Source organism: Mycobacterium sp. E2238 (assembly GCF_001672665.1).
Classification (GTDB): Bacteria; Actinomycetota; Actinomycetes; order Mycobacteriales; family Mycobacteriaceae; genus Mycobacterium.
This window is the reverse complement of record NZ_LZKF01000110.1, coordinates 1-13,383: the sequence shown is the minus strand read 5'-3', so window position 1 is coordinate 13,383 and position 13,383 is coordinate 1. Positions and strand designations below refer to the sequence as shown.

The 13,383-nt window shown below is 68.6% G+C and carries 13 protein-coding genes and 2 pseudogenes; 10 read left to right on the top strand and 5 right to left on the bottom strand.

The window, feature by feature from the left end; genetic code table 11:
* The 5 genes and pseudogenes from A5711_RS09575 to A5711_RS09555 form a co-directional block, all read left to right on the top strand.
* A pseudogene (locus A5711_RS09575) lies at positions 1-244 on the top strand (polyketide cyclase / dehydrase and lipid transport); the annotation flags it as partial.
* Between the two features lie 115 nt (positions 245-359).
* Complete coding sequence (locus A5711_RS09570) at positions 360-794, top strand: SRPBCC family protein (protein WP_067945829.1); 435 nt, start codon at positions 360-362, stop codon at positions 792-794.
* Positions 791-2,059 (top strand): ArsA family ATPase, encoded by a 1,269-nt coding sequence (locus A5711_RS09565; protein WP_197520765.1) that lies wholly within the window; start codon positions 791-793, stop codon positions 2,057-2,059. Before A5711_RS09570 ends, A5711_RS09565 begins: the two co-directional genes overlap by 4 nt.
* Complete coding sequence (locus A5711_RS09560; protein WP_067945824.1) at positions 2,056-2,436, top strand: hypothetical protein; 381 nt, start codon at positions 2,056-2,058, stop codon at positions 2,434-2,436. Before A5711_RS09565 ends, A5711_RS09560 begins: the two co-directional genes overlap by 4 nt.
* Before the next feature lie 84 nt (positions 2,437-2,520).
* A complete protein-coding gene (locus tag A5711_RS09555; protein WP_067945822.1) occupies positions 2,521-3,249 on the top strand; it encodes a 1-acyl-sn-glycerol-3-phosphate acyltransferase in 729 nt (242 codons plus the stop codon).
* 13 nt (positions 3,250-3,262) lie between these two features.
* On the opposite strand, the gene A5711_RS09550 is transcribed toward A5711_RS09555, so the two are convergent.
* Positions 3,263-4,558, bottom strand: a complete 1,296-nt coding sequence (locus tag A5711_RS09550) for a glycosyltransferase 87 family protein (protein ID WP_067945820.1) — start codon at positions 4,556-4,558, stop codon at positions 3,263-3,265.
* A gap of 109 nt (positions 4,559-4,667) precedes the next feature.
* Here A5711_RS09550 and A5711_RS09545 point away from each other — a divergent pair, with 109 nt between their 5' ends.
* The 3 genes from A5711_RS09545 to A5711_RS09535 are packed head-to-tail and all read left to right on the top strand — an operon-like array spanning position 4,668 to position 7,518.
* Positions 4,668-5,534 (top strand): hypothetical protein, encoded by an 867-nt coding sequence (locus A5711_RS09545; RefSeq protein ID WP_197520764.1) that lies wholly within the window; start codon positions 4,668-4,670, stop codon positions 5,532-5,534.
* A 10-nt stretch (positions 5,535-5,544) separates the two neighbouring features.
* Positions 5,545-6,069, top strand: coding sequence for a polyadenylate-specific 3'-exoribonuclease AS (locus A5711_RS09540; RefSeq protein WP_067945817.1), 525 nt, complete (start codon positions 5,545-5,547; stop codon positions 6,067-6,069).
* Between the two features lie 60 nt (positions 6,070-6,129).
* Entirely contained in the window at positions 6,130-7,518 is a 1,389-nt protein-coding gene (locus A5711_RS09535; protein WP_067945815.1) for a class II 3-deoxy-7-phosphoheptulonate synthase, read from the top strand.
* Here the strand turns inward: A5711_RS09535 and A5711_RS09530 are convergent.
* The gene (locus A5711_RS09530; RefSeq protein ID WP_197500940.1) at positions 7,515-8,732 is read right to left on the bottom strand and encodes a protein kinase; all 1,218 of its coding nucleotides are present in this window, start codon (positions 8,730-8,732) and stop codon (positions 7,515-7,517) included. The two genes, A5711_RS09535 and A5711_RS09530, sit on opposite strands and share 4 nt — an antisense overlap.
* A gap of 79 nt (positions 8,733-8,811) precedes the next feature.
* Here A5711_RS09530 and A5711_RS09525 point away from each other — a divergent pair, with 79 nt between their 5' ends.
* Positions 8,812-9,216 carry an Rv2175c family DNA-binding protein gene (locus A5711_RS09525; protein ID WP_067945811.1) on the top strand — a complete coding sequence of 135 codons (405 nt, stop codon included), beginning with the start codon at positions 8,812-8,814 and terminating at the stop codon, positions 9,214-9,216.
* Between the two features lie 4 nt (positions 9,217-9,220).
* On the opposite strand, the gene A5711_RS09520 is transcribed toward A5711_RS09525, so the two are convergent.
* Both A5711_RS09520 and idsA2 read right to left on the bottom strand, forming a co-directional pair.
* Positions 9,221-10,762, bottom strand: coding sequence for an alpha-(1->6)-mannopyranosyltransferase A (locus A5711_RS09520; protein ID WP_067945809.1), 1,542 nt, complete (start codon positions 10,760-10,762; stop codon positions 9,221-9,223).
* A gap of 4 nt (positions 10,763-10,766) precedes the next feature.
* Positions 10,767-11,816, bottom strand: a complete 1,050-nt coding sequence (gene idsA2, locus A5711_RS09515) for a bifunctional (2E,6E)-farnesyl/geranyl diphosphate synthase (protein ID WP_067945807.1) — start codon at positions 11,814-11,816, stop codon at positions 10,767-10,769.
* A 281-nt stretch (positions 11,817-12,097) separates the two neighbouring features.
* Here idsA2 and A5711_RS09510 point away from each other — a divergent pair, with 281 nt between their 5' ends.
* Positions 12,098-12,994: a mycobacterial-type methylenetetrahydrofolate reductase gene (locus tag A5711_RS09510; protein ID WP_067945805.1), complete on the top strand. Its 897-nt coding sequence runs from the start codon at positions 12,098-12,100 to the stop codon at positions 12,992-12,994.
* On the opposite strand, the pseudogene A5711_RS09505 reads toward A5711_RS09510, so the two are convergent.
* A pseudogene (locus A5711_RS09505) lies at positions 12,991-13,383 on the bottom strand (DUF3153 domain-containing protein); the annotation flags it as partial. The gene A5711_RS09510 and the pseudogene A5711_RS09505 sit on opposite strands and share 4 nt — an antisense overlap.

Genomic DNA, 13,383 nt, shown 5'->3' with positions numbered 1-13,383 from the left:
CCGCTGGGCGGTCACCGGCGCGCTGACCGGAACCATGGAGATCTGGCTGGAGCCGTCGCTGGACGGGGTGGTGCTGCATTACTTCCTGCACGCCGAACCCACCGGGGTGGCGGCCTGGCAGTTGGCCAAGCTGAATCTGGCGAAAATGACGCACCGCCGTCGGGTGGCGGGAAAGAAAATGGCCTTTGAGGTCAAGACGACATTGGAACGGTCGCGTCCGGTCGGAGTTTCTCCGGTAGTTTAGCCGGGTCAGGTTTGCGGGCAGAGTACCGTTTCGGACCGGAGGCCCGGGGTTAGACCCGCACGGTAGTTTCCCCGCCGGCGGCGTCGACCGCTTGCGGGAGAGAGGGCAGCACCAGGTGGCGGAGAAGACGTCGCAGACCATTTACATCGACGCCGACCCGGGCACGGTGATGGGCGTCATCGCGGATATCGATTCCTACCCGCAGTGGATCTCGGAATACCGGGAAGCCGAGGTCCAGGAGAAGGACGCCGACGGCTATCCCAAAGTGGCGCGGGTGGTGCTGGACGCCGCCGTGCTCAAGGACACGATGGTCATTTCCTACCAGTGGCCCAAGGACCGGCAATCGGTCAGTTGGACCCTGGTCTCCAGCTCGCTGCTGCGTTCGCTGGAGGGCACGTACCGTTTGGCGCCCAAGGGATCTGGCACCGAGGTCACCTACGAGCTCTCGGTTGACCTCGCCGTGCCCATGATCGGTCTGCTCAAGCGCAAGGCCGAGCGCCGGTTGACCGACACCGCGTTGAAGGATCTGAAGAAACGAGTCGAGGGCTGAGTGAGTCCAGTGAATCGCGGGCGCCCACCCCGGCCCGAATCAGCCTCTTCGTTGGCAAGGGCGGGGTAGGAAAGTCCACGCTGGCCTGCGCGACGGCAGTCGGTGCCGCAAGCGCCGGGCAACGGGTGCTGGTGGTGTCGACCGATCAGGCGCACTCTCTCGGTGACGTGCTGGGTGTGCCCGTCCCGCCCAGCCAGGGCGAACTGGTTCGGGTCCTTGCCGACGACGAGCAGGCCGGCGGCGGCTTTCTGGACGCGCTCGCGCTGGACACCTTGGCCCTGCTCGAGGTCCGCTGGAGCGACGTGGTCGACACGCTGGATCGGCGGTTTCCCGACACCGAGCTGAATACCATTGCGCCCGAGGAACTTTCGGCGTTTCCCGGTGTTCAGGAAGTGCTCGGTCTGCACGCCGTCGGCGAGCTCGCCGTCTCGGGCCGCTGGGATCGCGTCGTCGTCGACTGCGCCTCGACCGCCGACGCACTGCGGATGTTGACCCTGCCCGCCACCTTCGGGCTCTACGTCGAGCGCGCGTGGCCGCGCCATCGGCGGCTGGCCGTCGGCGCCGACGACTCCCGGTCGGCGGCGATGGTGGAGCTGCTGGAGCGCATCAGCGCCAGCGTCGAGGAGCTCAGCACCCTGCTGACCGACGGCGAATTGGTCGGCGCGCATTTGGTATTGACGCCGGAGCGGGTGGTCGCTGCGGAGGCGGCCCGGACGCTGGGTTCGCTGGCGTTGATGGGTGTGCGCGTCGAGGAGTTGATCGTCAACCAGGTTCTGACCGAAGACGCGTCTTACGAATACCGCAACCTACCGGAGCATCCCGCGTTTTACTGGTACGCCGAACGCATTTCCGAACAACGTGGTGTTCTCGACGAGCTCGACGCCACCATTGGTGAGGTGGCTCTGGTGTTGACTCCGCACCTGTCCGGGGAGCCGATCGGCCCGAAGGCCCTGGGCGAGTTGCTCGACTCCGCGCGTCGTCGTGGTGGGGCGCCGCCGCCGGGACCGTTGCGGCCGACGGTGGACCTCGAATCCGGGACGGGACTTGGTTCGATTTATCGAATGCGGCTAGCGTTGCCGCAACTCGATCCGTCGACGCTGACGCTGGGGCGCGTCGACGACGACCTGATCATCAGCGCCGGCGGACTGCGGCGCAGGGTTAGGTTGGCGTCCGTGCTCCGGCGCTGCACGGTGCTGGACGCACAATTGCGGGGTAACGAGCTGACGGTGCGATTTCGACCAGATCCGGAGGTGTGGCCTAAGTGAGTGGGGGTCATTCGGATATCGGTCCGGAGCTGCGCAGGCTCGCCCAGACAATCCTGGACGGCATCGACCCGGCGGTGCGGACGGCCGCCGCGCTGACGGCGGGCCGGGGAGCCGGGACCGGCAAGTGTCAACAGGTGTGGTGCCCGGTATGCGCGCTGGCCGCACTGGCGACCGGTGAGCAGCACCCGCTGATCACCGTCATCGCCGACCACAGCATCGCGCTGCTCGAGGTGGTCCGGGCCATGCTCGACGACATCCACGGCGCCGCGAAACCGCCGCCCGACGGTCCACCCGGCGACGGCGCCACCGGGGCGGAGCCTCCAGACGCCGCGACCAGGACCCGGTATCAGCCCATCCCCGTCACCGTCGAGGAGTGACCCCGGGGCGTCGAAGGTGGTCCCCTGCGCGTGCGGTGGGTACAGTTGGCGCAGAACACCGGCGGGCGGGCGAGAGGGAGGGCCATGTGGTACTGGCTATTCAAGTACGTACTGCTCGGCCCGTTGCTGGCCTTGCTCGGTCGGCCGAAAGTTGAAGGCCTGGAACACATTCCGAGCTCCGGCCCGGTGATCTTGGCGAGTAATCACCTGGCGGTGATGGACAGCTTCTACCTGCCGCTGGTGGTGCGCCGCCGGATCACCTTCCTGGCGAAGGCCGAATACTTCACCGGGACCGGCCTGAAGGGCTGGTTTCAGCGCTGGTTTTTCACCGCCGTGGGCCAGGTGCCGATCGACCGCACCGACGCCGACAGCGCGCAGGCCGCACTGACCACCGCCGAGCGGCTGCTCTCGACGGGCAAGCTGCTGGGGATGTACCCGGAAGGCACCCGTTCGCCGGACGGCCGGCTGTACAAGGGCAAGACCGGTCTGGCGCGGCTGGCCCTGCACACCGGCGTGCCGGTGATCCCGGTGGCGATGATCGGCACCAACGTCGTCAACCCGCCGGGGACGAACATGTTGCGCTTCGGGCGGGTCACCGTGCGCTTCGGCAAGCCGATGGACTTCTCCCGTTTCGAGGGGCTGGCCGGCAACCGCTTCATCGAGCGCGCGGTCACCGACGAGGTGATCTACGAGCTGATGGGACTCTCCGGCCAGGAGTACGTCGACATCTACGCCGCCAGCGTCAAGGAAAACCGCAACGGCGAGGGATCGACCAGCGAGGCCGCCCGCATCCCGGAAACCGCCGCCGGCTGATCCGCGGGCTCGGCTAGCCGGACGCTGTCACCGGCGTCAGTTCCTGCGGCGCCGAATCCCGCGACGGCTTGCGGGCGGTGACGGTAAGCCCGGCCGCGACGATGACGGCCAGTGCCCACCACACGTAGGACATCCCGGCGAGCTGACGCCACCAGACCGCGGTCGCCTCGTGATGCTTGGGCAGCAGGTCGATCGGCGACCATCTCATCAGCGCCACCCCCGCGGCGCCGACCACGGCCAGCGTCACGTTGCGGCGCCGCCACGCCAGCACGGCGAGCACCACGACCGTGGGCAACCCCCACACCCAGTGGTGTGACCACGAGACCGGGGAGACCATCAACCCGAACAACGCGACGCAGATGACCGCCAGCACTGGCTCGTCGGCCCTCAGCACCCTGCGCATCGCCCACACCGTCAGCGCGAGCACGAGCAGCGAGGCCACCACCCACAGCACGAAGCGCTGTTGTTCACCCAGCCCGAGCCGGGCCAGGGCCCCGGCGATGTTTTGATCGGTGTTCAGCGCCGCCTCGCCGATCCGATCGGTGTGCGGCAGGGTGTGCGTCCAGTACTCCCACGAATCACGCCATGCCAGAACGAAACCCACCGCCGTCGTCACCACGAAGGACGCCACGGCCGTGAGTGCCGCGCGGTTGTCCCGACGCAGCAAGAAGTAGAGCAGGAACACCGCCGGCGTGAGTTTGAGCGCGATACCCAGCCCCAGCAGCAGCCCGCGCGGCCATGGCGTGCGGCGTGGCAGGCAGTCGGCGATCACCAGGGTCATCAACACGACGTTGATCTGGCCGAAGGCGAAGTTCGAGGTGATGGGTTCCAGCCAGATCGTCGCCGCCAACGTGATGACGATGGCCAGCCACCAGCGGCGCAGCCAGGCCGGACCGGGCAGCGCCGTCGACGCGGCCCAGACGTCGAGGCGGGTCAGCACGATCACGGTGGACACCACCAGGAGCACCAACGTCAGCGCCGTGATGGCGACGCTGGCGGCCGGCATGTGCAGCCAGGCGAACGGGCAGAACACGATCGCCGCCAGCGGGGGATAGGTGAACGGCAGATTGAGCCCGATCGGTGTGTGGAACAGCACATCACCCTGGTACAGCGAATGCCCCTGCATCCACGCCTGCGCACCCATCTGATACACGTCGATATCGATGCGATAGGGAATGTGCCCGAACAGCTGCCAGGCCACGTAGCCCAGCCCCGCCGCCGCCAACAGCCAGAGACCGCACCACAACAGGACCTGCCCCGGGCCACGTTTGCTTGGGTGGCCCACGTCGGGCGCCCGCCATCTACTCATGTCGCACAACAGCGTAATCGGTGCGCGGACGTGGTACGTCGCTCCGCGCGGCTTCCGGCGGTGTCGATGCCCACAGGCGTACGTTTCAAGAGTGCTCCACTGGTTCGTGCTGCGGGTGACGCGCTGGTTCGCGCACGACATCCTCGAGGGCGGCCGGTTGCCCCTGCTGTGCTGCCTGGTGGCGTTCATCCTGACGTTTTTCGTCACGCGCACGTTCGTGCGTTTCATCCGCCACCGCGCCGACAGCGGCCGTCCGACCAGGTGGTGGCACCCGCGCAACGTCCACGTCAGCGGCGTTCACATCCACCACGTGACGTTCGGCGTCGTCCTGGTGTTGCTCTCCGGCCTGACCTTGGTCACCCTGTCCATCGACGGACACGAGCCCGAATTCACCCTGTCCGCAATATTTTTCGGCATCGGCGCGGCCCTGGTGCTCGACGAGTACGCGTTGATCCTGCACCTGGCCGACGTCTACTGGTCTGAGGACGGGCGCACTTCGGTGGACGCCGTGTTCGCCGCGGTAGGGGTGGCCGGGCTGTTGATCATGGGCCTGCACCCGCTGATGTTCTTCCTGCCGATCTGGGAAGGCACCGACTCCTGGCCGCTGCGCGCCGCGGTGGCCGGCGGACTGGTGTTGACCCTGCCGCTGGCGGTGATCGTGGTGCTCAAGGGCAAGGTGTGGACCGGGCTGCTCGGCATGTTCATCGTCGTGCTGCTCGTCATCGGCGCGGTCCGGCTGTCCCGCCCGCATGCGCCCTGGGCCCGCTGGCGCTACACCAACCAACCGGAGAAGATGCGCCGCGCGCTGCAACGCGAACGGACGCTGCGCCGCCCGGTGGTGCGGGCCAAGCTGTATCTGCAGTGCGCGATCGCGGGCACGCCCCGCCTACCCGACGAACGCGCGGTCGACGCCCAGCTCGACCACGACGTGCACGCGGCACCGCCGCCGACGGGGCCCATCCTGGTCAGCAGATAGGCTTTCGCCGGTGCGGTACTTCTACGACACCGAATTCATCGAGGACGGCCGCACCATCGAGTTGATCTCCATCGGGGTGGTCGCCGAGGACGGCCGCGAGTACTACGCCGTGTCCACGGAGTTCGATCCCGAGCGCGCCGGCGGCTGGGTGCGCGCCAACGTGCTGCCCAAGCTGCCGCCCCCGTCGTCGCAGGTGTGGCGTTCGCGCAGGCAGATCCGCGCGGACCTCGAGGATTTCTTCGACATCCAGGGCGCCGATCCCATCGAACTGTGGGCGTGGATCGGCGCCTACGACCACGTGGCCTTGTGCCAGCTGTGGGGCACGATGCCCGAGCTGCCGCGGGCGCTGCCCCGGTTCACCCGGGACTTGCGGCAATTGTGGGAGGACCGGGGCTGCCCGCCCATGCCGCCGCGGTCGCGCGATGCACACGACGCACTGGTCGACGCCCGCGACCAGATGCGCCGATTCCGGCTGATCACCTCGGCGGAGGTGGACGGCCGCGGGGACTATCCGAACGGCGGAGCATCGGCCTGAGCCCGCCCGGACGACGTTCGCGCTGATCAGTCACCCTCGCGGCCCGGTTACCATGGACCGATGAACTGGACCGTCGACATCCCGATCGACCAGCTGCCGTCGCTGCCCCCGCTGCCGAACGACCTGCGGGCGCGGCTGGACGCCGCACTGGCCAAGCCGGCCGCCCAGCAACCCAGTTGGCCGGCCGACGAGGCGGCGGCGATGCGCACGGTCCTCGAGAGCGTGCCGCCGGTGACGGTGCCCTCGGAGATCGTCCGGCTGCAGGAGCAGCTGGCCCAGGTCGCCAAGGGTGAGGCGTTCCTACTGCAGGGCGGCGACTGCGCGGAGACGTTCACCGACAACACCGAACCCCACATCCGCGGCAACATCCGCGCCCTGCTGCAGATGGCCGTGGTGCTGACCTACGGCGCCAGCATGCCGGTGGTCAAGGTGGCCCGCATCGCCGGCCAGTACGCCAAGCCGCGGTCGGCCGACATCGACGCCCTGGGGTTGCGGTCCTACCGCGGCGACATGATCAACGGCTTCGCCCCGGATGCGGCCGCGCGCGAGCATGACCCGTCGCGGCTGGTCCGCGCGTACGCCAACGCCAGCGCGGCGATGAACCTGGTGCGGGCGCTGACATCGTCGGGCCTGGCGTCGCTGCACCTGGTCCACGACTGGAACCGGGAGTTCGTCCGGACGTCGCCGGCCGGCGCCCGCTACGAGGCGCTGGCGACCGAGATCGACCGCGGTCTGCGGTTCATGAGCGCCTGCGGCGTGGCCGACCGCAACCTGCAGACCGCCGAAATCTACGCCAGCCATGAGGCTTTGGTGCTCGACTACGAGCGGGCCATGCTGCGGTTGTCGGAGAGCGAGGACGGGGAGCCGCAGTTGTTCGACCTGTCGGCGCACACCGTCTGGATCGGTGAGCGGACGCGCCAGCTCGACGGCGCGCACATCGCGTTCGCGGAGGTGATCGCCAACCCGATCGGGGTCAAGATCGGTCCGACGATGACCCCGGAGCTGGCCGTCGAATACGTGGAACGGCTTGACCCGCACAACAAGCCGGGCCGGTTGACATTGGTTAGCCGAATGGGCAACAACAAGGTGCGCGATCTGCTGCCGCCCATCGTCGAGAAGGTCCAGGCGACCGGTCACCAGGTGATCTGGCAGTGCGACCCCATGCACGGCAACACCCACGAGTCGTCCAACGGATACAAGACCCGGCACTTCGACCGCGTCGTCGACGAGGTGCAGGGCTTCTTCGAGGTGCACCGCGCGCTGGGCACGCACCCGGGTGGCATCCACGTCGAGATCACCGGCGAGGACGTCACGGAATGCCTTGGTGGGGCGCAAGACATTTCGGACCTGGACCTCGCGGGGCGCTACGAGACGGCATGCGACCCGCGGCTGAACACCCAGCAGTCGCTGGAGTTGGCCTTCCTGGTCGCGGAGATGCTGCGCGACTAGCCCGCCAGTAGCCCGTTCAGGTTGGTCCCGATCGTCCACGCGGCGGTGGCGACCAGCCCGGTCAGCGCCAGCACCAGCGCCACCCAGATCAGCACCATGCGCCGGCCGTGCTGCCGGGCGTACGCGAATTCACTGATCGGAATCCCGGCGAATTCCCCTGTGACGGGCTGGTATTGGTAGTCGTCGGGCTCGTCGTCGGATTGCGGCGGGCGCTGCGGCTCGGACCAGTCCTCGGGGCCGCGGGTCAGCTGGCGGGTGGGGTTGCGGACCGGTGCGGCTGGGGGCTGGCCCATTCGGCTGTGCTGCAGGGCCGCCGACCGGTGCTGCGCGGAGTTGCGCGGCGCCGGAACCCGAAAGTCCGGCAGCGCAAGCTCTTCGGCGATCGCGTCGAGTTCGGCGCCCATCTCGATCGCGTCGGCGAAGCGGTCGCCCGGGTCGCGCGCGGTCGCGCGCCGCACGAACTCGTCGAACTGCGGGGGCACTCCGTCGATCGCGGCACTGGGCGGCGGTACATCGGTGTCCAGCCGTTGGTAGGCGATCGACAACGCGGAGTCGCCGGTGAACGGGGTGCGCCCGGTCAGCAGCTCGTAGGTGAGAATCCCCGCGGAGTACACGTCGCTGCGGGGGCTGGCGTCGCCGTGGCGCACCTGTTCGGGCGACAGGTAGGCCGCGGTTCCCAAAATCACGCTCGTGGAGGTGATTCCAGCGGCCGCGACGGCACGGACCAGGCCGAAATCGGCGATCTTCACGTCGCCGTCGTCGGAGATCAGCACGTTCTCGGGCTTGACGTCGCGATGGACCAGACCGGCCCGGTGCGCGGCGGCCAGGCCGCCCAACACCGGGCGCAGCACCGCGGTCACGGCGTAGGGCGGCATCGGCCCGCGCTCGGCCAGCAACTCGCGCAACGTGCCGCCCTCGATGAGCTCCATCACCAGAAACGGGTGCCGGGCGTCCAAGCCCTGGTCGTAGACCGCGACCAGGCCGGGGTCCTTCAGCCGTGCGACCGTGCGGGCCTCGCGCTGAAACCGGGTCAGGAATTGCTCGTCGCCGGCGTAGCGGGAATCCATCACCTTCACCGCGACGGGGCGGTCGAGCCGCGTGTCGAGGCCGCGGTACACCGTCGACGTGCCACCGCTGGCGATCTTGGCCTGCACCAGGTAGCGGCCGTCCAGCAATGCGCTGTCCAAAGGGTCTGGCGTCCCGGGTCCGGCCACGGGGCCATCGTAGGGGTGAGGGGCGATTGGGCGTCAGAACGCGGGTTCAATCCGCGTGCCAGGGCCTACACTTGCGCGGGTGAGCAGTGTTCCTGCCGGCGACGATGTTTTGGATCCCGACGAGCCCACCTACGACCTGCCACGGGTCGCCGAATTGCTCCGGATTTCGGTCAGCAAGGTCCAGCAGCAACTTCGGGAAGGCCACCTGGTTGCGGTGAAGCGCGAGGGCGGCCTGGTGGTGCCGCAGGTGTTCTTCACCAAATCGGGTGAGGTGGTCAAGAGCCTGCCGGGGCTGTTGACGATCCTGCACGACGGCGGCTACCACGACACCGAGATCGTGCGCTGGTTGTTCACCCCCGATCCATCGCTGACGATCACGCACGACGGCAGCCGGGATGCCATCACCAACGCCCGCCCCGTCGACGCCCTGCACGCGCATCAGGCTCGGGAGGTCGTGCGCCGGGCGCAGGCGATGGCTTACTGACGACTTACTGAGCGGCGGCTTCCGCTTGGTCGGCCCGCTCGTCGGGGGCACGGTTGAGGCTGTACCAGGCGATCAGCGCGCAGGCGGTGGCCAGCGAGAAGTGCAGCCACGAGTACATCCCGTGCGAGCCATCGGGTTTGAAGATCACCATCACCCACGTCGACAGACCGGCGATGAGCGCGACCGCCCGCCGAGACTGCGCCAGCGGGGCCACCACGGCCAGCGGCCAGGAGTAGTACCACGGCAGGGCCGCCGGTACGAACAGCACCACGACCAGCATCGAGTACGCGATGCCGGTGAGGGCGGCCCGGTCGTCGCGCCGGAACCGCCACCACAGCAGGGGCAGCGACACCGCGATGATCGCGATCCCGATGAGGCGGGTGATGCGCAGCAAGGGGTAGAAGTGCACCGCGAAGAAGCCGCTGAACACGGCGTGGATGATGTTTGCGGCCGCGGTGGGCACGGTCAGCCAGTTGATGATCTTCACGGACCCGGCCAGCGCGGTCAGCCACCCCAGGCCCACCCCCGCCACCGCCGACAGGATGCCGAACACGACGGCGAACACCAGCAGCGATATCGCTGTGGCCGCCACGAACGCCCAGCCCGGCCGGTACCCGCGGCGGTCGCGCAGATGCCGTGTCCACACCCACACCATGAACGGCAGGGCGATCCCGGCGGTGGCCTTGACCGCGATCGCCACGGTGATCAGGCAAGTGGCGAGGACGTGGCGACCGGCGAAACTCAGCGCGATGCCGGCGGCCATCAGTCCCACCATCAGCATCTCGTTGTGCACCCCACCCATCAGATGGATGAGCACGAGCGGGTTGAGAACGCAGATCCATAGGGCCGTCGAGCCGTCGGCGCCCAGGTGGCGGGCCAATCGCGGGGTGGCCCAAATCAGCAGGGCCAGCCCCGGCAGCATGCACAGCCGCAGCAGCGCCGTTCCGGTCACCACGTTGTTGCCGACGAGCATCGTGACGAGCTTGGCCACCAGAATGAACGCCGGGCCGTAGGGGGCGGTGGTGATCGTCCAGATCGGACTTACGTTGTCCAGCAGGTTGTTCGGGTTGGCGACCGGCCCGACGGCGTAGGGATCCAGGCCGTCGCGCAGCAGGGCGCCCTGGGCCAGATACGAATAGGTGTCCCGGCTGAAGACGGGCACCGACAGCAGCAGCGGCGCCAGCCAGAAGGCGGTGGTGACCTTCATCGCGAACTCGGACATTTCGCCGGCCAGCACGCGGCGGCCCAGCCCCAGCCATGCGATCAGCATGAGACCCACGCCGGTCCACAACACCACCGACGACAACACCAGGCCGTGGCCGAAACGCAGCCAGGACATATGGATCGACTCCAGCAGCGGGTCGTGTTGCCGGGTGCTGCCCGCGCCCAGGCCGCCCACGGTGATCAGGACCGAACCGAGCATCCCCAGCTTCGCCGGCCGGGACTCCGGGGCGGCGGTGAATGCGCGCAACCGCGAAAACCAGCCACCGCCAGGCGGTTCCGTTGCCGGCGTGTCGGACGGCGGGCTGTGCGTCGGCGTCGTCATCGGCTCAGGCGGACCGGTCGGTGGCCATCCTGGCCAGCTCGGACAACCCGGCCTTGGCCGCCGCGTCGATGGGCGCGGCCGCCAGTGCGGTCAGCGCCCGTTGCGTCAGCTCGGCGATGCGTCGCTCGGCCGCGGCCAGCGCGCCCACCGAATCGATGACCTCACGCAGCCGGTCCACTTCGGCGTCGGTCAGCTGCGCGCCGATCGAGTCACGTAACAGGTTGGCCGCCAACGGATCCGACCTGTCCGCCAACTCCAGCGCCTCGGCCAGCAGCACGGTGCGCTTACCCGAACGCAAGTCGTCGCCCGACGGCTTGCCGGTCACCGCCGGGTCCCCGAACACGCCCAGCACGTCATCACGGAGTTGGAACGCCACCCCGAGGTCCGTCCCGAATCGGCCGAAGACGTCCTGCACGTCGGGCCGGTCGGCCGCGGCGGCCGCCCCCAGCTGCAGCGGTCGCGTAACGGTATAGCAGGCCGTCTTGTAAGTGTCGACGTTCATCGCGGACGCGATCGATTCGGCGGCGCTGGCCTCGGCGACGATGTCCAGGTATTGACCGCCCAGCACCTCGGTGCGGATCTCGGCCCACACCCGCTGGACGCGCCGCGCGGCCTCCGGTGACAGGCCCACGCGGAAAACGATGTCGTCGGCCCAGGACAGCGCGAGGTCGCCGAGCAGGATGGCGGCCGACATGCCGAACCGCTCCGGGGAGCCGCGCCACTGCCGATTGCGGTGCAGCTCCGCGAACCGGACATGAGCGGTCGGCCGGCCGCGCCGGGTGGAGGAGTCGTCGATCACATCGTCATGGACCAGCGCGCAGGCGTGCAGCAGCTCCAGCGCGGAAAACAGCAGCAGCGCTTCGGAATCGGGTTCCCCGGTCGCCACGGCGCGCCAGCCCCAGTAGGCGAAGGCGGGCCGCAGCCGCTTGCCCCCGTTGAGCACGAAATCTTCGAGGGCGGCGACGAGGTCTTCGTACTCGCCGCCGATGTAGGCGGTGTCGGCGCGCCGGTCGTGCAAGTACTGCCGCAGTCGATCGGTGATGGCGCGGGTCAACTCGACGGTTGCCGCTGCTTCTGAAGCTTTCAGGCTCAGCGCGGCGCCCCTTTCTCCGTCGACGTGTCTGCGTGTGCGGCAGGCCCGATCAGTGTATTCGGCGCGGCGCCGGGGATCCTTGCAACCTCGCGCGGGTGGGGGACCGCGGTTGCTTCGACTGGCTCACTATTCCCCCGAAAGCGGGTGGTACCCCCACGCCTATGCTGGCTGGGGTGTCGGGGCCGCCCGCTGGTGTGCGGCCGGGTGATGCCCCAAGCATTCGTCGGATGGAGAGAAGCCGCGTGACCCTCAACACCATTGCGCTCGAGCTGGTGCCGCCCAACGCCGATGAAGGCCGGGAGCGGGCGCTCGAAGACGCGCGAAAGGTGGTGCAGTACTCGGCCGAATCGGGTTTGGACGACCGGCTCCGGCACGTGATGATCCCGGGCATCATCGCCGAGGACGACGACCGTCCCATCACGATGAAACCCAAGCTGGACGTGCTGGATTTCTGGTCGATCGTCAAGCCCGAGCTGCCGGGGATCCACGGCCTGTGCACGCAGGTCACCGCCTTCTCCGACGAGCCGACGCTGCGGCGGCGGTTGACCGATCTGCGCGCGGCCGGGATGGAGGGCGTGGTTTTCGTCGGGGTCCCGCGCACCATGAACGACGGGGAGGGCTCCGGTGTCGCGCCCACCGACGCCCTGTCGATCTATCGCGAGCTGGTGCCCAACCGCGGCGTGATCCTGATTCCCACCCGCGAGGGTGAGCACGGGCGGTTCAACTTCAAGTGCGACCAGGGCGCGACCTACGGCATGACCCAGCTGCTGTACTCCGACGCGATCGTGGGGTTCCTGCGCGAATTCGCCAAGAACACCGATCACCGGCCGGAGATCCTGCTGTCGTTCGGTTTCGTCCCGAAGATGGAGAGCCGGGTCGGCCTGATCAACTGGCTGATTCAGGACCCGGGCAACCAGGTGGTCGCCGAGGAGCAGGAGTTCGTCAAGCGGTTGGCCGCCAGCGAACCGCCCCAGAAGCGCCGGCTCATGGTCGACCTGTACCAGCGCGTGATCGACGGGGTGGCCGAGCTGGGTTTCCCGCTGAGCATCCACCTCGAGGCGACCTACGGGGTGTCGGGGCCCGCCTTCCAGACGTTCGCGGAGATGCTGGCGTACTGGTCACCGGGCCCGGGGGTCTAGCTCGGCGGCTGGTCGCGGGGTGCGGTGAACCGCGGCGAACGGTCGCGGTTCATCCAGGCCAGCAGGGCGACGACGCCGGCCGCGGCGAACGACGCGATGCCGAGCCACACGCCCGCCCCGGTCAGGGACCGCGTGTTCGGGTCGGTGTAGCGGGCCTGGGCGGTCATGGTGCTCACGACGCCCGGTTTGAGCTTCCAGGAGACCACCGTGGACTCGACCCGGTCGCCGTTGGTGGAGGTCACCACGCCGGGGAAGGCGACGGTCAGCTCGACCTCGGCTTCGGGATCGGTCACGGAGGTCAGGTCCGCGCGACCCTCGAGGATCACCAGGTTGCCGTTCCGGCGCAGTGTGAGGTTCACGCCCTGCGCGTCGGAGTTCATGTTGGCCAG